Here is a 19,252-nt window from a genome sequence, read left to right as displayed (position 1 = left end):
TTTTTACTTCAAAAATTCGTTATAATATCCTGTAAATACCACTACAGGATTTTTTAATTGTAATTCGTTTTTTTATTACATTTGACTGCCTTATTAATCTAATCCAAAACAAATACCACTATGAAAAAAACAGCCATTTTACTAACAACTATTTGTGCTTCAGCACTTTTATACGTTTCGTGTTCGAGCGACAACAACGAACCGACAGTTACAACAGACCTAACAACTATTGGAGCTTCAGTTGCGGTTGACACTTCTAACGAAATGGATCTTAACACCAGTCTTTTAATTAGTACAGCTACCTCAACTACTGGAAAAACTACAGAAACAGCACCACTACCTGGGATTTGCGCTACAATTACAATCTCTACTCCAAATGGAAGCGAATATCCGAAAGTATTTTTAGCAGATTTCGGAACAGCGGGATGCAAAGACGCAAACAACCTTACAAGAAAAGGACAATTGAAAGTAACGCTTTCTGGAGCAATTACTGCAACAGGAAGCAAAATGACAATTGAAAGAATTGATTATTCTATCAACGGAATCAAACTAGAAGGAACTATCGAATACACCAATACGACAACTATACCTACTGTACCGCAATGGACTAGAAAAGTGACCAACGGTAAATTAACCGATTTACAAGGAGGCGTTTATACTAATTCTGGAACGTATACTACTAAACAAACTGCAGGTGTAGATACTCCTTTTATTTTATCTGATAATGTTTATGAAATAACAGAAGGCACGCATACGGTAACAGCAACAGCTGGCGGAACACTTACTTTGACAGTAAAAGAGCCGTTAATTAAAAAATATTCTTGCCTATTTATTTCTAAAGGACAATTAAAAGTTCAAGGCGGTATTTTAAACGGCGTAATAGATTATGGAAATAATGACTGCGATGCACTTTACACTTATACGCACGAAAATGGCACTTCATTCAATTTGACAATGTAAGACCTTTTCCTGCAATGCTTTCAAATCCCAATTTAGAAATAGATTGGGATTTATTTTTTTTATAAAAATAAAAACATCCACCTCTTTACATTTAAACTATTTTCTTTATTTTGCACCAAAATCTCAAAAACCAATGAAAAAAACATTAATTGCTTTTGTTACTCTTGCATTCTTAGCATCTTGCAGCAAAAAAGAAACTGCTGCTGATAATTTACACATTACAGGAAACATTAAAGGTTTAAAAACCGGAACATTATATATCCAACGTTTTGTTGACACTTCTCTTGTTGCAATCGACAGTATTAAAATTGACGGAAATGCAGCTTTTGAAAGAGACATCAAATTAGAATCTCCAGAAATGCTTTACTTATTTCTAGACCGAGGCGTAAGTAATTCTTTAGACAATAACATTTTGTTTTTTGCTGAACCAGGAAACATCAATATCGAAACCAACTTAGACAACTTCATTTCAAGCGCAAAAATTACAGGCTCAAAAAATCAGGAATTATACGAGCAGTATCAAAAAGTAAATTCTCGCTTTATTGACGAAAACCTGTCAATGGTTGAAGCAAGATTTAAAGCTTTAAAAAGACAAGACCAAAAAGCGATTGACAGCATTGAAGCCAAACAGCAATCAAACATCAAAAGAAAATATTTATACGCTACAAACTTTGCTATAAACAATAAAGATCATGAAGTAGCACCTTATATTGCTTTAGCGGAGATTTACGATATCAATATCAAATTTCTAGATACAATTCAAAAATCGATGACTCCAAAAGTAGCAAAATCACTTTACGGAAAGAAACTAACAAAATATGTTGCAGAAATTAAGAAAGAAGAACAAAAGGCTCCTGTAGCTAAAACTGAAACTGAAGCCGCAACAACTGAAACAGAAAAATAATTTACTTTATTACAGCAAAAAATGCCCTGAATGTTTTCAGGGCATTTTTTTATCGAAGAAACTAACAAAATATACTACCTAAATTAGCAAAGAAAAGCGACAAAATAAACATAAAACAATAAAAATCAACAAGTTAAATTTTAAAATTTACACTTTTTGACCTTTTGATCAATCCTGTTTTTTAAAAGAACAGGATTTTTTTTATGTCTTTTTTTCAGCATTGTTTTTAATTATCATAAATAACTGACAATTAAATAATTAACTGTTAAATTGTCAGAATTTACATAAATACAATTTCAATTTGTAATACCTTAGCTTCAAATTTCAAAAACTATATTTATGGAAAATTTAACCAGCAACATCAGTCGACCTAAGTATGATTACATAGATTCGTCAGTTTTTCACAAATTAGAATCTTATAATCCAAAACATTCTCAAGCAGAAAAAATTCCCGACCAAGATCCCTACACTCAAAGTGGACAAAAATTACGTCTGAATTTTATTCGCAGCCAACTAAATTTAGACCTCGATTTTCTCTCTGGAGAAAAAGTTTTTACTAATAACGAAAGCTTAAAAGGCAATATCGAAAATTACATCGGCATGAGCCAGATTCCTACTGGAATTATTGGCCCACTTGTAATAAACGGAAGCGTTGCCCAAGGCCCTTTTTACGTTCCTCTAGCCACAACCGAAGGTGCATTGCTTGCATCTTATAACAGGGGCGCAAAAGCCTGCAGGGAATCTGGAGCAATAACAGTTGTTACGCTTCAAGAAGGCGTGCAAAGAACTCCTACTTTCAAATTTAAAACTGTAATTGAATTGGGCAAATTTGTTTCTTGGGTATTAGACCACACCGAAACATTTTCAGCATTAACCAGAGAAACTAGCAATTATGCCATTTTAAATGACGTAGGCATCAATATCGAAGGAAATATTCTGATTTTAAAATTTGAGTTTACTTCTGGTGATGCTTCTGGCCAAAATATGGTAACGATCTGCTCAGATAGAATATGCAAGTATATTCTCGAACACTGTCCAATAAAACCTGTATTCTGGACTATTGAAGGCAATTTTTCTGGAGATAAAAAAATCAGTCCGTTAAACACTCGAGTTCGCGGAAGAAAAGTTACTGCCGAAATAGTAATAAAAAATGAGGTCGTTAAATCGGTTTTAAAGACCACTCCGGCCTTATTATACGAACAATGGAAAATATGCGTTTCTGGAGCCAAAAAAGCGGGCGTAGTCGGTGGCGGCATGCATCCTTCTAACGGACTTGCAGCTTTATTTATTGCCTGCGGTCAAGATGTTGCTTGTACAGGTGAAGCTTCTGTTGCAGTTACCAAAATGGAAATCACCGAAAACAATGATATTTATTTTGCTATTACGATGTCTAATATGATTGTTGGAACAGTTGGCGGCGGAACATCGTTTCCTACTCAAAGAGAGTGCCTCGAACTTTTAGGGTGTTACGGCGCTGGAAAAAGCGGCAAACTCGCCGAAATTGCAATTGCATTATGTTTAACTGGTGAACTTTCTATTTTTGCCGCAATGTCTTCGGGACAATTTACTGCAGCACATCAGAAATTGGGGAGATAAATATTTAAAATTCCAATTTTTAAATTGCTTCGCCTGTTCGCTGTCGCTCGAGTCCAAATTCCAATCTTAAATACACAAATTTAAAATCCCAAATTCCAAATTCAAATCTTAAATACATTAAATTCCAAAGCTCAAAAATTCCAAATTCCAATTTACGACATGAATTGGGGTTTGGAATTTTTATTTTTTTATCCCACTTGACCTTCCCAAAAGTTTATGGCTTTGACAAAGATTGGAATTTGGGATTTCCCATAAATAAAAAAACCATTCAGAAACTGAATGGTTTTTTTGAGCCGATAGAGGGACTCGAACCCACGACCTGCTGATTACAAATCAGCTGCTCTAGCCAGCTGAGCTACATCGGCCTATTTTGCGAGTGCAAAGATAGAAATGTTTTTTAATATTCCAAAAAAAAATTCGCACCACTCTCTATTTAAACAAAAAAACCATTCGCCGATGCGAATGGTTTCCGTTTGAGCCGATAGAGGGACTCGAACCCACGACCTGCTGATTACAAATCAGCTGCTCTAGCCAGCTGAGCTACATCGGCCTCATTACGGGTGCAAATATAAAGCGGATTTTCAATTCTCCAAAATAAAATTGCACTTTTTTACACTTTTTTTCGCTTATAGTGCGTTGATTTTTTCAATCAATTGATTAGCAGTTTGTTCTAATTCAACATTGATTTGTTTGAAGTGTGCTTTTTTATTTTCAACGTTTTTAGCGTTCACTTTTGTAATCAAAGTATCGAATGCAGCAATAGCTTCATCGACTAAAGCATTCGTTTCTGGAGTTGGATTTCCTGTTGTTGACATCTCAAACAAATAAACTGCTTCAATAATATCTCCTAATACGAAGTTGATGTCTTTCTTTAAATTCTTAACGTTTGCCATTTTTCTTATTATTTTAATTTGCGTCTGCAAAAGTACATATTATCTTTAAATTTAATGCTAAGAAATGTAAATTTCTAAAATTGAAGCGTTTCCGATCAAATTAAATGCATTTATTGCAGCTGGAACCAAAATGGTATCTCCTTTTTTGTAAGCTTGCTTGAATCCGTCGTATTCAATTTCGAAATTGCCTTCAATACACATATATACTGTAAACGTTTCTCCTGTTTTAGCCACTTCTAATTTATTTTCTAACGGAAGGAAATTAGTTGTAAAATAAGGACAGTCTACAACTGTATTTGAAGTATTAGTCTTAGTCTCGTATTTTTTCTGCGTATCTACTTTATTGTAGTTAATCGCATCCAATGCAAGATCTACGTGCAATTCTCTTTTATTTCCTTGCGCGTCTACACGGTCAAAATCGTATAATCTATACGTAATATCAGAAGTCTGCTGAATTTCGGCAACCACCAAACCTGCACCAATAGCATGAACTGTTCCTGTTTCTAAAAAGAAAACATCTCCCGGTTTTGCTTTTACATCGTCTAAAATTGAAACTAAAGTATTGTCATGTAAATGCTTTAAATATTCTTCTTTATTTGAATCTTCTTTAAAACCCACAATAATTCTAGCGTCTGCATCGGCTTGGGTTACGTACCACATTTCGGTTTTTCCGAATGAATTATGACGTTCTTTTGCTAATTTATCATTTGGATGAACTTGAATAGAAAGATCTTCTCTTGCATCCAAATATTTAAAAAGAAGCGGAAACTGTTTTCCAAATCTTTCATAAACCTTAGTTCCTAAAATAGCGTCTGGTGTTTCCTCAATCAAATCCATTAAAGATTTTCCTTTAAGAACTCCATTTGCCACCACACTTACATCTCCTTGTACAGTAGATAATTCCCAGCTTTCGCCAGTAATATTAGAAACGATTGGTTTGTTCAAAATTGTTTTTAGTTTTTCTCCTCCCCAGATTCTTTCTTTCAAAATCGGTTCAAATTGCAAAGGGTATAAATTTTGGCTCATGTTTTTAGGCTAATATATTTGTTTAATTAATTCTTTTCTAATACTATTTTGGTACTCTATGATACTAATTCTTGAACAATTTCTAAGGCTCTCGGAATATGTTTTGCCGCGTTTGCACTGTCAAAAATCGAAATCACCAAACCATTTTTATCAATTATATAAGTAACGCGTCCAGGCAAAAGTCCTAAAAGGCTATTGCGGACACCAAAAAGTTTTCTCAATCTTTTATCTTGATCAGAAAGCAAAATAAAAGGTAATTTATGCTTAGCAGCAAATTTATGATGTGACTTTACACTATCGCTGCTAATACCAATTACCTCAGCTCCCAAATCTTTAAAATCTTCGTATTGGTCCCGAAAACTGCATGCTTCAGTAGTACAGCCAGGCGTATTATCTTTTGGATAAAAATAAATCACCAAGGGCTTTCTTCCTAAAACGCTTTGGCTTTCAAAAAGTTCTCCGTTGTTGTCTTTCGCAGTAAAATTCGGAACTATATCTCCTATTTTTAATGACATTTTTTATTCTCCTTTATAAGTTACAAAATTTCTGTCCGTTTCGTTCAGCACAACTTCCAGATCAAAGTCAGTGTGAATGCGTTGTCTAATTTTATTCCATATCACAACGGCAATATTTTCTGCAGTTGGATTTAAATCTATAAATTCTGGAACATCCAGATTCAGATTTTTGTGATCAAACGGAATTTCTACTTCTTCACGTATAATATCCGCTAATACTTTCACATCTAAAACAAAACCAGTTTCGGGGTCAATCTTTCCTGTAACACTTACTGTTAAACCATAATTATGACCATGAAAGTTAGGATTGTTGCATTTTCCAAAAACGGCATCGTTTTTCTCAAATGACCAATCCTTTCGATGTAGTCGATGTGCAGCATTAAAATGTGCTTTTCTTGATATGGTTACTCTCATTTATGCTTCTGGTTAGTTGGCTATAATTTATGGTCTTCGAGATAATGATCAAATTCATCAAAAATTATCTTAAACCAAACGGTATAAATTTCGGGCTGTTTTTCAATATCTGCTTTAACATCTTCAATACTCATCCATTTCCAGTCTTCTACTTCGTCTGGATTTATGTTTGGCTCGTCATTATAATAACCAATCATCACATGATCCAATTCATGCTCTGTTAAGCCGTTATCAAAAGGCGCTTTATAAATAAAATGAAACAGCTCTTTCAATTCTGCTTTAAAACCCATTTCTTCAAACAAACGTCGGCTTCCAGCTTCAATATTGGTTTCACCTTCACGCTGATGACTGCAGCAAGTGTTTGTCCAAAGCAGCGGAGAATGGTATTTATGATGAGCACGCTGCTGCAGCATAATTTCGTTTTTACTATTTAAAATAAAAACCGAAAAGGCACGGTGCAAAAGCGCTTTTTCATGTGCTTCTAATTTTGGCATCAAGCCAATCTGTTCATCGTTTTGATTAACTAGTATTACGTTTTCTTCTGTCATAAGGCTTCTTAAGCAAACAAAAATACGAAAAAAGAAATGGCTTAAAAACGCTAATTACGATTGTCAAAAGCCAAGCTCAAGACCCAATTTCTATTTTACTGATTTACAACATTCTAATTTTATGCTAAAAATTAAAAGCTGTTAAAATTAAGACATAAAAACTACATTGTACTCTTTTACGTAACTAATAAAAAGTTAAAACACACTTAAAAAAATCTCAATAATAACTCAGACTGTAATTTGAAGGTAAATCTCGACGTATCTTTGAAATTCAGACTAATAGCACCAAAAAATTTATGAAATCTAAAAATCTAATTTTCAGCCTTTGTTTTTTGATTCCGCTTTTTATTTTTCAAGCTTGCGGACAAAATACCAAAAAGCAATCTGCAAAAACTGTCGTTATGGAAAACAAAATAAGCAAACCCGGAAATCCTTATTACTCTAATACCGATACCACAAAATTGAATGTCAGCAATGCTGAATGGAAAAAGGTTTTACCCGCAGACGTTTATGCCGTAATGCGTGAGGCCGACACAGAAAGACCTTTTACAGGAAAATTTTGGAATACCGACGAAAAAGGAACGTATTACTGCGCTTCATGCGGAAACTTACTTTTTAGATCGACAGCTAAATTTTCGAGCAGCTGCGGATGGCCGAGTTTTTTTGAACAGGAAAACAAAAAAAGCATTGTTTTTAAGGAAGACAATTCTATTGGAATGGAACGAATTGAAACCCTTTGCGGTCGTTGCGGCGGACATCTAGGACATATTTTTGACGATGGCCCAGAACCAACGGGAAAACGTTACTGCATGAACTCAATTGCTCTAGATTTTATTCCTGATTCTAAATAAAAATACTTACCGCTAAACTTTGTCAAAGTTTAAAATTTTAAACACATAGAAACATAGAATTATAAAATTTCTAAGGAGATCAAAAGAAACTCGTTTCTCACACATAGTAATCTATGTGAATTTAGTCAAGTGAAACGCCTTTATCAAGATTCCAAAAAGCTATGTCTCTATGTGTTTAAACAAAATTCTCATTATGAAAAATATACTTTTAATATTCTTTTTTGCGCTTTCGTTGAATGGATTTTCGCAAAGCAAAAAATCAAATCTTGAAACGATTACGCTTGGCGGAGGCTGCTACTGGTGCGTTGAAGCTGTTTACGAACAACTAGACGGAGTAAAATCTGTAGTTTCGGGATTTTCTGGAGGTAAAGTTGCTAATCCGACTTACGAAGAGGTTTGCACCGGCACAACAGGTCATGCCGAAGTAGTTCAGATTACTTATGACAAAAACGTAACAGATATTAACGAAATCTTCAAAGTCTTTTTTACCGTTCACGATCCGACAACTTTAAATCGTCAGGGTGCAGATGTTGGAACACAATATCGTTCGGTAATTTTCTACAAAAACGAAGAACAGAAAAAAGCCGCACAAAGCATTATTGCCGAACTCAATAAGGCCAAAGTTTACAACAGTCCAATTGTGACAAAAGTGGAACCTTTTAAAGTTTTTTATAAAGCCGAAGATTATCATCAGAATTATTATTCGAACAATAAAAATCAGCCTTATTGTAAAATGGTGATTCAGCCGAAACTCGAAAAATTCGAAAAGGTTTTTAAAGACAAGCTGAAAAAGAAATAACAAATACTAAAGCATTATTGTAAACCGTCCACAAAAAATGGACGGTTTTTTTTATTTGCTAAAGGCTTATAAACATTGAGATTTTAAAAATATTTTATTTTTTTTTCAGATTTTTTGTCCAATACTGAAAGTTCGATTGTTATTAGGGTATAAACAATTAAAAATTATACATCATGGAAGCTAGATTAAATTTATTCGAACAAGGTCAAAAAGCAGTTAGTACATTATTTGGAATCTCTGGTTATTTGAAAAAAGCAACAATCGAAAAATCTTTAATGGAATTAGTAGATTTTAGAATCTCACAAATTAACAACTGTGCATACTGCCTAGACATGCATTCAAAAGAAGCTTTAGCAGCTGGAGAAACTACACAACGTTTATTAGGGTTAAGCGCTTGGAGAGAAACGCCTTATTTTACGCAAAGAGAAAGAGTGGCTCTTGCGTACACAGAAGCGGTTAATGCTTGTGACGTTCCAGACGAAATCTACAATATCGCAAAAGCTGAATTTACAGAACAAGAATTAATAGATCTTACTCTTGCAGTTGCGGCAATCAATGCTTGGAATCGTCTTAATATTGCTTTTGCTAACACTCCAGGAACTTACAGAGTGGGTCAGTTTGGATAATGATAATTGGTTTTTATTTTCTAAAAACAATTAACTTTATACAACTTAAAAAGAAAATTAATCCTTTATAAAAACATATCGAAATGAATGAATTTTTATTGATTTTCAGAAGAGATTTTATAACAAAAGAAGAACAGCCCTCTCCAGAAGAATTGCAACAGCATTTGCAGCAATGGCAAAACTGGTTCGGAAGTCTCGCGGCTCAGGATAAATTGGCAAGACCTTTACAACGCTGGGACGGACAGGGAAAACTGGTAAATTCTAAAGGAGTTACAAACGGACCTTTTGTTGAAATTAAAGAATCTATCGGAGGCTTAATCATTATTAAAGCAAAAGATTATGACGAAGCTGCCGAAATTGCGCAAGGATGTCCAGTTCTGAATTTTGGCGGAAATGTCGAAATCAGAATGGCCGTTTAACTTTGAAGAATTAAATATCAAAAATGCCTTTGTATCTTTACTTAGGCATTTTGCTTTATAATATGGAGAACAAAGAACTTATCCCTAATTTATTTAGAACAGAATATCAAAAAATAGTTTCGGTACTCTGCAGCTTATTTGGCATTCAGTATATCGAAATTGCCGAAGATATTGTTAGCGATACTTTTCTTTCCGCTGCTGAAACTTGGTCGATAAAAGGAACTCCCGAAAATCCGACCGCTTGGTTGTATACAGTTGCCAAAAACAAAACTAAAAATTACCTAAAAAGAAATACGGTTTTTGAAACCAAAATAGCTGGCGAAATCAAGCATAATACTCCACTTCAAAATCCAGAAGTTGACATCGATTTATCAGATCAAAATATTGCCGACAGTCAGCTCGCGATGATTTTTACGGTTTGTAATCCAAGTAATTCTGAAGAAGCTCAAATTGCATTGGCTCTAAATTTATTGTGCGGTTTTGGAATAAGCGAAATCGCCGATGCTTTTTTATCAAATAAAGAAGTAATCTACAAAAGAATCAATCGCGCCAAAGAAAAACTGAAAGAAGAAAATATCAAGATTCAAAACCCGAATCTTTCTGAAATACAAGATCGAATGCCTGCGGTTTTAAAAACGATTTATCTGCTGTTTTCTGAAGGCTATTATTCTATTTCTCAAAATACAACTTTACGAAAAGATTTCTGTACGGAAGCCATGCGTCTTACCTATTTGCTGATTCAAAATCAAAATACAAATCTCCCGCAAACCAATGCTTTAATGGCCTTAATGTGTTTTCATTCTTCAAGATTTGAGGCGAGAATCGGCTTAAACGGAGAAATTATTTTGTACGAAGACCAAAACGAATCCCTTTGGAATCAGGAATTGATAGACAAAGGAACTTATTTTTTAAGCAAATCATCAACTGGAAATACGCTTTCAAAATATCATTTGGAAGCTGGAATTGCTTACTGGCACACGAACAAAAATGATACTGCTGAAAAATGGCAAAATATTCTCGAATTGTACAATAATCTTATCATTTTGGAATATTCTCCAATTGTGGCTTTAAACAGAACCTATGCTTTATCTAAAGTAGAAGGCAATGAAGAAGCCATTCGCGAAGCCGAAAAATTAAACCTTACCGATAATCATTTTTACTATTCTTTACTCGGAAATCTTTATTTTTCAATTGACTCCAAAAAAGCATTAAAACATTTTGAAAGCGCTTTGAGTCTTGCCAAAACCGTTTCTGATAAAAATATCATTAGCAAAAATATTCAAAAATTAAATAATCTTACCGCATAAAAAAAGCAGATGATTGATTTCATCTGCCTTTATTTTTATAGTGATTTTAGAAAACTATTGTTTAGCTACTTTTTTAAATCTCATCATTGGCACATCGCCTTGAATCAAATTAAGTTTTCCGTCTTTATCAATAGAATAACTTGTAATTTTTGCCATTTGTTTTACAAACTGCTGTTCTCCTCCACCTTCACAAAACATCATTGTAGTTGGACCTGGTTCTCCAAAAGTTAGAGATTTACCGCTCAAAGTGTATGGCGCACTGTAACCGTTGCATCCGTTATTGCCATAAACTTTTGTTTCTTTCTGATCAAAAGTAATCTGTGGTTTTTTATTTGGGTATAATCCTTCAAAAGCGATTCTCGGTCCAGAAATGTATTCTAACTCCCAAGTTGTGTCAAATAAATTGCCTGCATTTCCAGCAGTTTTTGACGATTTACATGAAGCAAAAAATATTGCTAAAATTGAAAGAACTGCAAGTGTGTACTTTTTCATAAAAATATATTTTTAAAGATTTATAATTTGTTTTTTGAAGATTAAAATAATTTTATAAAAATTCTTTACTCAATATTCATGCCTAGTTAGAGATTTTTAACAATTTAAATTCTACATAAAACCGTTATTTCTGTCTCTAAATTACTATATTTTATTTAAACTTTTATAAATCAAAGATTTAATTTCAATTAGATGATTTCTTTTTTTTTGTAATTTGCATCAATCAAAAAACCAAAATCATCAATAAAAAACCCAAAAAATGAAACAATTCCTATTTTTGCTTTTATTTGCATTGACCGCGCCGTTTGTTCATTCGCAAGAAAACCTTCCAACAGATTATCTCACAAAAGAATTTCATCAAGGACGCCGTGAAGCATTTAGAGCTTTAATGCCTGCTAATTCTGTTGCCGTTGTTTTTTCGTATCCAGAAAGAGTGTTTTCTAGAGACATGGATTACATTTATCACGCAAATCCAGATATGTATTATTTATCAGGATACAAAGAACCAGATGCGGTATTAGTGATTTTTAAAGAGGCACAGGGAATTGAAAAATACAATGAAGTTCTTTTTGTAAGAGAAAGAAATGCTAACCGCGAAATGTGGACAGGAAGACGTTTGGGAATTGAAGGCGCAAAAGCTAAACTTGGCTTTACAACGGTTTACAACGGAAAAGATTTTAATGCGTTTGGCATTGACTTCTCAAAATTCAATACAATTATTTATGACGGAATTCCAACAGACGTTGCGGAAAATAATAGTCCAGACAATTTATTTGCACTGCTAAAATCATTTAAATCTAAAGCTGGAATTACTCAAGCAAACGAAGCTTCAACAGATTTATTTGACAAAATAACCAGTTCGCTTCGTGAAATAAAAACTCCCGAAGAACTTGTTTTGATGCGCAAAACGGTAAAGCTTTCTTGCGTGGCTCACAACGAAGTGATGAAAGCGGTTGGCCCAGACATGAGTGAAAATGAAGCTGACGGAATTCACACTTACATTCACAAACATTATGGAGCAGAAGCCGAAGGTTACGCTCCAATTGTAGGCGTTGGTGCAAATGGATGCATTTTGCACTATTGGGAAAACAACGCCACAAAAATGGACAATCAATTATTATTAATGGATGTTGGATCTGAGTATCACGGCTATTCTGCAGACGTGACGAGAACTATTCCGGCAAACGGAAAATTTACCGAGGAGCAAAAAGCGATTTATCAAATTGTTTACGATGCACAGGAAGCTGTTTTTAAAATCTGTAAAGCAGGAACTCCTCTTGTCGCTCTAAATGAAGCCGCTAAAGATGTTATAGCAAAAGGTCTGATTAAGTTAGGAATTATCACAGATCCAAAAGATGTAAAATTATATTATCCGCACAGCTGCTCCCATTTTCTTGGACTGGATGTTCATGACAAAGGAATTTACAATGGTCCCAACACTCTTATTAAAGAAAACATGATTCTTACAGTGGAGCCAGGAATTTACATTCCGGCAAACAGTAAATGCGATAAAAAATGGTGGAATATCGGGGTTCGTATTGAAGATGACATTTTAATGCTTAAAGATTCTTATGAAAATCTATCTATAGATTCTCCAAGAAAATGGCAGGATATTGAAGCTTTAGCCAAACAAAAAAGCACTTTTAATGATATGAAGTTTCCTAAAATATAAAGGGAGATTTATGACTAAAAAAACAAAGCTATTTATAATCTTATTTATAATATCTAAAGCAGGCATTTTTGCGAGTCCTCAAATGCCTGACTTTATTATTTACGGGAAAGATACCATCCCGACTTACAATCTCATTCTTGAAAATTATTTGCAAAAGCAAGATACTGCAAAGACCAACAGTTTATTTGGATTAAACTTCCGTAATAATGCTTCACCAAACTGCTGGCGAGGTTATCAGGCAATTTATAAAATTGTAAACGATAGTTTATTTCTCGTTCATATAATTGATTGCGGACAATTGAGAAATAGAAAAATTGATACAATTCAATCACAGAATAAAATCAAAAACATATTCAATGAAAATTTTAAAGATGGCAAAGTTTATATTGACTGGTTTGACGGGACTATAAACTTTCCACTAACCAATAAAACATTAAGATGGGATGGTGTTTTTTATAAAATATTTGAAAAAGAAAAAGTAATTACCGTGACTAATGGTTTAATTACCAAAACAGAAGATGTTGACAACTATTTTGATGATCCAAAAAGAATAGACCGAAGGGATAAAAAATTGATTTCTAATATATTGTTCAAAAAGCTAAAAAACAGCTTGAAAAACACAAAAGGTTTTGATTGTGGCACAGAATATTTGATAACTATAGACGAGAATGGGAACGTATCTAAAATTAAAATGCTTTATACTGAAAAAGAAATTGAAAAATATTTTGACAAAGGCGAATATTCATTCTGTATCGATAAAATGTATAAAAGCCTAAAACCTCTAAGATTTGACATTCTCAAAAACAAAGGAATACCAATATCAGAAGAAATTTATCTGTCCATTTTTATAGATGTTGATGGTAAAATTGAAAATAGAACAAATTAAAAGCTATATATTCTCCTAACTTCCGTAAATATGATTCGCTCCTCTCTATTTTTCACTTACTTTGTATTCTTAAATTAATACAAAATGAAAGCACTTACTTTTTCCACTTTTGGAAATTCTGATGTTTTAGAATATATAGAAATACCAAATCCCGTTTTAAAAAGCGACGAAATTTTAGTCGAGATGAAAGCCATCGGACTGAATTTTGCTGATGTCTACAGACGAAAAGGGAATTATCATTTAAAAGGAAATCCGCCTTTTATTGCGGGTTACGAAGGCGCCGGAATTATCGTTGACGCCAATAATCATTCTGAGTTTAAAGTTGGTGATCGTATCGCTTTCGCGGATGCTCCTTTTGCCAATGCAGAATTGGTTGCTGTAAATGTAAATCATGTTTTGCCTTTGCCAGACGAAATTTCTTTTGAAACTGCTGCTTCTGTTTTACTTCAGGGTTTAACAGCACATTATTTAGCAACCGACAGTCATAAAACACAAATAGGAGAAACCGTTTTAATTCACGCAGTTGCCGGCGGTGTTGGGCAGTTTTTGACTCAGATTAGTAAAATGCTGGGGGCAAAAGTGATTGGATTAACTTCTTCTGCAGAAAAAGCCAAGGTGGCTATTGAACAAGGCGCCGACCATGTTTTGTTGTATAATGAAGATTGGAAATCTCAAATTTTTAAAATAAATTCAAAAGGTGTTGATGTTGTTTACGACAGCATAGGAAGCACTTTAGGAGAAAGTTTTAAGGTTACTAAAGAATGCGGACAAGTGGTTTTCTTTGGAATGGCGGGCGGTGATCCTGAACCTGTAGATCCAAGAATGTTAATGGACGGTTCTAAAACCTTAACAGGCGGAGATTTGTGGAGTTATTTGAATTCTAAAGAAGAAAGAATTAAAAGAGCAACGCAATTATTCAGTTGGATTACCGAAGGAAAAATCAAACTTTCAGAACCGACTTCTTTCAAATTATCAGAAGGAAAACTGGCGCATGACTTTTTAGAAAGCAGAAAAAGCACGGGAAAGATTATATTCATTCCGTAAAATATTTTCGCCACGAATTGCACGAATTCTCACGAATTATATTTTATAATTAAAAAAAAATTAGTGCAATTCGTGTAATTCGTGGCTAACTCTCACAATTGATTAATTTCAATTTTCGTCAATTCTGATAATTCTAAAATTCTTTCTACTTCATCTTTGTTGGCGACAAAAAACAAATAATTATCGCCGTACGTGTCGTATGTCATTAATTCAAGATCGTGTTTTTCTAATGCCGATTGAATGTACGGAAACAAATCATGACTATACGTCTCTTCGGGATAATCGAAAGTGAAATCTTCGCCAATTAATTCAGAAATAAAGTATGCTGCATCTTCAGGATCAAATTTCCAATCACTGTTCCAGGCATCAATACTTTCGAAAAAAGCAAAATGACCTTCAACAATATTGTGATACTCTTTGGCTTCTTTCTGGTAGTTTTTAAAAAGCTTTTTAGCTTCTTTTTTCAGTTCTTTATCTTCAACATTTCCTCTTGAAACCAGTTTTATAAATTCCTGAAAAGTTTCTTCTGTCGCTTCTTCGTTCCCTAATAAATCTTCATTTGAAGGAAGTTCGACTGTTTTTGGAATTTCAATATTTAAATACTGGCAAATTCCCTGCAAAACCAATTTGAAATCTCGAATTCCGATTGCTTCGCTTTCATTCATCGGATTATTTATATCTATAACTTCGCTCTCCAGCAATCCTTTCGTATAATCGAAGAAATGTCTACCAGAATACAGCATTTTAAAATCGTTTATTTCTAAACTATTCGTACAGCAAAAAAAGATTACAAAGTTTTTTATAGAACGTTTAAAGAACTTTTTTTCTTCTGGAGTTGGCTCAGAATAAAACTGAATATGTATAAAATCATATTCCAAACCTTCTTGAATCATTTCATCAGAAAGAGTCGCAATATTCATTTTCTTATAAAGTTCATTTAAAATTTCATAAGCATTATTAAAACCTACTTTTTTAATTTCTGCATTTCCTTCTTCATGATCCAACGAACCAGGAAAGTAATATAAATTCACCATGACATCTTCTTGAATTCCTTTCATTTTAAATTCAAGACTCGACTGCTCATTATATAAATAAGAGTAAATAGGATCAATAACATCAAAAGAAATGATCGATTTCGGATCGTTGTTTCTATTAAATAAATTGGAGAAAAAGCTCATGAGAAATATTTTATATTAAAACTAATCAATAGAATATTTAAAACTTTGATTCATTTTATCAAAGGGAATTACCTCATTGACGATTGATTCCAATTCATGATCTGTAAGCAAACCTCTAGCCGATTCTACTATTTTTGGAGAAACGTTGATTTCATAATCCATAATATCTCGTTTTAAAATAGCCGATAAAATTTCGTTTTGCCGATCAGTAAGATATTTTTTGTGTGATTTAAATACCGATTCGATATCACTTCTAAACTCTTCATCTGTCAGTTGATTGTACACGTCTTGTTTAGACATATCGATCAACAAAACTTTGAAGATAAAATCCTGAAGATTTTTAGCCAGATAATTAACTTCATTCATATCGTGCCAAACAAACACAATCGGCACGTCACCATTATTTTCTTCGTTTAAGAAAAAACAATAATGATCGCCACCACCGCTTTTAGCAAACGGAATAAATTTAAATTCTGGATTAATATTTCGATAATCTTCGGGATCTTGAAGTTCTTCGATTTCTTCTGCAACAGATTTTAAATTCAGCGATTCAAAATCATACGAATGCAAAAGCAAAGGCGGATTGTCTTTTAAAGTAGGATAGACATCTGTATACCAATTTGGGCCATATTCTCCAACATCTAGCATGCCATCGGCATCTAATTGCTTGTATAGAAAAGGGTATTCAAATTTGTATTTTTTTTCGATTTCTTGTATGGTCATCTTTGGGGGAATATTCTATTAAAATCAGAATACTAAGATAACAATCTTTACCAGACCAAAAAAACCGAAGCCAATTATTTCAAGGATTCCGCGATCATTAAGGCACATTTTTCACCATCGATTGCAGCAGAAATAATTCCGCCCGCATAACCTGCACCTTCTCCGCAAGGATATAAACCTTTGATTTGCAAATGCTCTAAAGTCATCGGATCTCTCGGAATTCTTACTGGCGATGAAGTCCTGCTTTCTGGCGCATGCAGAATCGCTTCATTTGTTAAATAACCACGCATAGATTTTCCAAAATCCTGAAATCCCTGACGCATAATCTGAGTTAAAAACCCTGGAAAAACCTGTCCTAATTCAACTGAAGTTGTTCCAGGAACATAAGAAGTTTTTGGAATATCTGCTGAAACTTTGCTTTTTGTAAAATCGATCATTCGCTGAGCTGGAACTTTTTGAGTCTCGCCCGCCAAATGCCACGCTTTTTGTTCGATGCTTTTTTGAAATTCCATTCCAGCCAAAGCGCCGAATTTAGCAAAAGGTTTAAAATCTTCCAGTTTCAATTCGACCACAATTCCAGAATTTGCTGTTGACTGATCTCGCTTTGAAGGCGACCAACCATTAGTAACCACTTCGCCCGGACTTGTAGCACAAGGCGCAATTACACCTCCCGGACACATGCAGAATGAGTACATTCCGCGGCCGTTGACTTGTTTCACAATTGAATAAGGCGCCGGAGGCAAATGCTCTCCACGGAAATCACAGCTATATTGAATGCTGTCAATTAATTCCTGAGCATGTTCCGCACGAACTCCCAAAGCAAAAGGTTTTGCTTCTATTAAAATTTTCTTTTTATCTAATAATTCAAAAATATCACGCGCCGAATGTCCCGTTGCCAAAATCAATTTATTGGCGTGAATTTTATCTCCATTTTGAGTTACGATTCCCTCAACTTCGTTATTCTTAACTAGAATATCGCTTACTCGAGTTTCGAATAAAACTTGACCGCCAAACTCTCTAATCTTATTTCTGATGTCTTCAATAATTTTAGGAAGTTTGTTTGTCCCGATATGCGGATGCGCTTCTACCAAAATATCTTCGGAAGCTCCAAAAGCCACTAAAAGCTCTAAAATTCTCGTAACATCTCCACGTTTTTTAGAACGCGTATATAATTTACCATCAGAATACGTTCCTGCTCCTCCTTCGCCAAAACAATAATTTGAATCTTCGTTCACGATATGCTCGCGATTGATAGCTTTTAAATCACGACGACGTCCGCGAACGTCTTTTCCTCGTTCAAGTACAATTGGTTTTAAGCCTAATTCAATTAATTGCAAAGCGGCAAAAAGTCCGGCTGGACCTGCTCCAACTACAATTACTTCTTGTGCATTGGAAACATCCTTATATATAGGTAGATCAATTTTAGTTTCTTGGAAAGGTTCGCCCTTTAAATAAATCAGAACTTTCAAATTGATTTTAATCGCTTTCTGACGTGCGTCGATAGAGCGTTTTAAAATCGAAACATGCTGAATTTCTTGTACAGAAACTTTGATTTGCTTAGACAAATGGTCTTTTAGCAATAATTCGTTTGCAGCAATTTCTGGTGTAACTTGAAGTAAAAGTTCTTTAGGCATTTTCGTGTTTTTATTCTATTAGCTTTTCTTTCTATGAAAAGAACATGCAAAAGTACTATTTTGAAATGAGATTTTATATTTAGTGTAAAATTTGCACGTTGATTCTATCATTTTAAAATCTTTGCTGTTTATTTTTTAGCCACAGATTATTTGGATTAAAAAGATTTCTTTTACACAAAGCATATCGTAGAGATGCACTGCAGTGCGTCTACGCAACGAATATCGGGATGATAATAAAATTTAAATTGGCGAAAGACTTTGCGCCTTTGCGAGCAAATTGTTTTTTTTCTCTCGCAGATTTTGGAGATTTTGGAGATTTCTCACAAAGCATATCGTAGAGACGCACCGCAGTGCGTCTACGCAACGAATATTCACAATACATTAGACGTACTGCGATACGCCTCTACAAAAAAAGCCTTAGAATCTCAGCATCTCAGAACCTTAGAACCTTTAAAAAAAATACTTTGTACCTTTGTCTCTTTGAACCTTTGCACCTTTAAAAAAAATGTCTAGAAAAATAAAACTAATTTGGGATTTCCGTGGACCTGCTTCTGCTAAAACTGCCGAACACCACGAAATTCATTTGAAAGAATATATAGTTATTGAAAAACTTCCTTTAAACATAACGGGTTTTAACATCATAAACGATATGCACGCAACAGCCTTTATGGTTGTGGAAGAACAAAATATGATTCAGGTAAGAGATGCTTTGAAACCGCATCGAGGGGAAGTTTATGCGGAGTAAAATTCCAAATTCCAAAACTT

General features: G+C 34.0%; 21 protein-coding genes and 2 tRNA genes. 12 read left to right on the top strand and 11 right to left on the bottom strand.

From position 1 onward, the window contains the following. Window positions 1–120: 120 nt before the first annotated feature. From AC3E9W_RS12270 to AC3E9W_RS12260, 3 genes are all read left to right on the top strand, one after another. Window positions 121–960, top strand: a complete 840-nt coding sequence (locus AC3E9W_RS12270; RefSeq protein ID WP_488768558.1) for a hypothetical protein — start codon at window positions 121–123, stop codon at window positions 958–960. A 133-nt stretch (window positions 961–1,093) separates the two neighbouring features. Continuing rightward, the gene (locus tag AC3E9W_RS12265) at window positions 1,094–1,864 is read left to right on the top strand and encodes a DUF4369 domain-containing protein (RefSeq protein ID WP_488768557.1); all 771 of its coding nucleotides are present in this window, start codon (window positions 1,094–1,096) and stop codon (window positions 1,862–1,864) included. Window positions 1,865–2,203: 339 nt separating this feature from the next. Then, window positions 2,204–3,460, top strand: coding sequence for a hydroxymethylglutaryl-CoA reductase (locus tag AC3E9W_RS12260; protein WP_488768556.1), 1,257 nt, complete (start codon window positions 2,204–2,206; stop codon window positions 3,458–3,460). Between the two features lie 291 nt (window positions 3,461–3,751). Here the strand turns inward: AC3E9W_RS12260 and AC3E9W_RS12255 are convergent. The 7 genes from AC3E9W_RS12255 to idi form a co-directional block, all read right to left on the bottom strand. Next, window positions 3,752–3,825, bottom strand: a tRNA-Thr gene (locus AC3E9W_RS12255). A 111-nt stretch (window positions 3,826–3,936) separates the two neighbouring features. After that, a tRNA-Thr gene (locus AC3E9W_RS12250) sits at window positions 3,937–4,010 on the bottom strand. Window positions 4,011–4,086: 76 nt separating this feature from the next. Then, window positions 4,087–4,353, bottom strand: a complete 267-nt coding sequence (locus AC3E9W_RS12245; RefSeq protein WP_125722399.1) for a hypothetical protein — start codon at window positions 4,351–4,353, stop codon at window positions 4,087–4,089. A gap of 57 nt (window positions 4,354–4,410) precedes the next feature. Further along, window positions 4,411–5,379, bottom strand: a complete 969-nt coding sequence (locus tag AC3E9W_RS12240) for a type I phosphomannose isomerase catalytic subunit (protein WP_488768555.1) — start codon at window positions 5,377–5,379, stop codon at window positions 4,411–4,413. Window positions 5,380–5,435: 56 nt separating this feature from the next. After that, window positions 5,436–5,894 carry a peroxiredoxin gene (locus AC3E9W_RS12235; RefSeq protein ID WP_488768554.1) on the bottom strand — a complete coding sequence of 153 codons (459 nt, stop codon included), beginning with the start codon at window positions 5,892–5,894 and terminating at the stop codon, window positions 5,436–5,438. A 3-nt stretch (window positions 5,895–5,897) separates the two neighbouring features. Then, window positions 5,898–6,308 carry a 6-carboxytetrahydropterin synthase gene (locus AC3E9W_RS12230; RefSeq protein ID WP_488768553.1) on the bottom strand — a complete coding sequence of 137 codons (411 nt, stop codon included), beginning with the start codon at window positions 6,306–6,308 and terminating at the stop codon, window positions 5,898–5,900. Between the two features lie 20 nt (window positions 6,309–6,328). Then, entirely contained in the window at window positions 6,329–6,856 is a 528-nt protein-coding gene (gene idi, locus AC3E9W_RS12225) for an isopentenyl-diphosphate Delta-isomerase (protein WP_177212124.1), read from the bottom strand. Window positions 6,857–7,152: 296 nt separating this feature from the next. Between idi and msrB the strand changes: the two genes are divergently transcribed. From msrB to AC3E9W_RS12200, 5 genes are all read left to right on the top strand, one after another. Next, window positions 7,153–7,707 (top strand): peptide-methionine (R)-S-oxide reductase MsrB, encoded by a 555-nt coding sequence (msrB, locus tag AC3E9W_RS12220; RefSeq protein ID WP_488768552.1) that lies wholly within the window; start codon window positions 7,153–7,155, stop codon window positions 7,705–7,707. Window positions 7,708–7,900: 193 nt separating this feature from the next. Beyond that, window positions 7,901–8,506, top strand: coding sequence for a peptide-methionine (S)-S-oxide reductase MsrA (gene msrA, locus AC3E9W_RS12215; RefSeq protein WP_488768551.1), 606 nt, complete (start codon window positions 7,901–7,903; stop codon window positions 8,504–8,506). Window positions 8,507–8,679: 173 nt separating this feature from the next. Beyond that, entirely contained in the window at window positions 8,680–9,132 is a 453-nt protein-coding gene (locus AC3E9W_RS12210) for a carboxymuconolactone decarboxylase family protein (RefSeq protein ID WP_456895711.1), read from the top strand. 83 nt (window positions 9,133–9,215) lie between these two features. After that, window positions 9,216–9,551: a YciI family protein gene (locus AC3E9W_RS12205; RefSeq protein ID WP_125722392.1), complete on the top strand. Its 336-nt coding sequence runs from the start codon at window positions 9,216–9,218 to the stop codon at window positions 9,549–9,551. A 62-nt stretch (window positions 9,552–9,613) separates the two neighbouring features. Continuing rightward, on the top strand, window positions 9,614–10,858 hold the full coding sequence (locus AC3E9W_RS12200) for an RNA polymerase sigma factor (protein ID WP_488768768.1): 1,245 nt from the start codon (window positions 9,614–9,616) through the stop codon (window positions 10,856–10,858). 54 nt (window positions 10,859–10,912) lie between these two features. Here the strand turns inward: AC3E9W_RS12200 and AC3E9W_RS12195 are convergent, their stop codons facing one another. Further along, window positions 10,913–11,350 (bottom strand): META domain-containing protein, encoded by a 438-nt coding sequence (locus AC3E9W_RS12195; protein WP_306157948.1) that lies wholly within the window; start codon window positions 11,348–11,350, stop codon window positions 10,913–10,915. Between the two features lie 259 nt (window positions 11,351–11,609). Between AC3E9W_RS12195 and AC3E9W_RS12190 the strand changes: the two genes are divergently transcribed. From AC3E9W_RS12190 to AC3E9W_RS12180, 3 genes are all read left to right on the top strand, one after another. After that, the gene (locus AC3E9W_RS12190) at window positions 11,610–13,022 is read left to right on the top strand and encodes an aminopeptidase P N-terminal domain-containing protein (protein WP_488768550.1); all 1,413 of its coding nucleotides are present in this window, start codon (window positions 11,610–11,612) and stop codon (window positions 13,020–13,022) included. Between the two features lie 10 nt (window positions 13,023–13,032). After that, on the top strand, window positions 13,033–13,908 hold the full coding sequence (locus AC3E9W_RS12185) for a hypothetical protein (protein ID WP_488768549.1): 876 nt from the start codon (window positions 13,033–13,035) through the stop codon (window positions 13,906–13,908). An 84-nt stretch (window positions 13,909–13,992) separates the two neighbouring features. Further along, a complete protein-coding gene (locus AC3E9W_RS12180) occupies window positions 13,993–14,952 on the top strand; it encodes a quinone oxidoreductase family protein (protein ID WP_488768548.1) in 960 nt (319 codons plus the stop codon). Between the two features lie 92 nt (window positions 14,953–15,044). On the opposite strand, the gene AC3E9W_RS12175 is transcribed toward AC3E9W_RS12180, so the two are convergent. The 3 genes from AC3E9W_RS12175 to AC3E9W_RS12165 all read right to left on the bottom strand — a co-directional run bounded on the left by AC3E9W_RS12175 (window position 15,045) and on the right by AC3E9W_RS12165 (window position 18,487). Further along, window positions 15,045–16,130 carry a DUF6630 family protein gene (locus AC3E9W_RS12175; RefSeq protein WP_488768547.1) on the bottom strand — a complete coding sequence of 362 codons (1,086 nt, stop codon included), beginning with the start codon at window positions 16,128–16,130 and terminating at the stop codon, window positions 15,045–15,047. Window positions 16,131–16,151: 21 nt separating this feature from the next. Next, a complete protein-coding gene (locus AC3E9W_RS12170; RefSeq protein ID WP_488768546.1) occupies window positions 16,152–16,853 on the bottom strand; it encodes an SMI1/KNR4 family protein in 702 nt (233 codons plus the stop codon). Window positions 16,854–16,927: 74 nt separating this feature from the next. Beyond that, on the bottom strand, window positions 16,928–18,487 hold the full coding sequence (locus tag AC3E9W_RS12165; protein ID WP_488768545.1) for an NAD(P)/FAD-dependent oxidoreductase: 1,560 nt from the start codon (window positions 18,485–18,487) through the stop codon (window positions 16,928–16,930). A 505-nt stretch (window positions 18,488–18,992) separates the two neighbouring features. On the opposite strand from AC3E9W_RS12165, the gene AC3E9W_RS12160 reads away from it, so the two are divergent. Next, window positions 18,993–19,232: a hypothetical protein gene (locus AC3E9W_RS12160; protein ID WP_488768544.1), complete on the top strand. Its 240-nt coding sequence runs from the start codon at window positions 18,993–18,995 to the stop codon at window positions 19,230–19,232. The last annotated feature ends 20 nt before the right edge of the window (window positions 19,233–19,252 follow it).

It is taken from the genome of Flavobacterium sp. 38 (assembly GCF_057799715.1).
The sequence above is the reverse complement of the archived record's forward strand: the minus strand, read 5'-3'. Positions and strand labels throughout refer to the sequence as shown.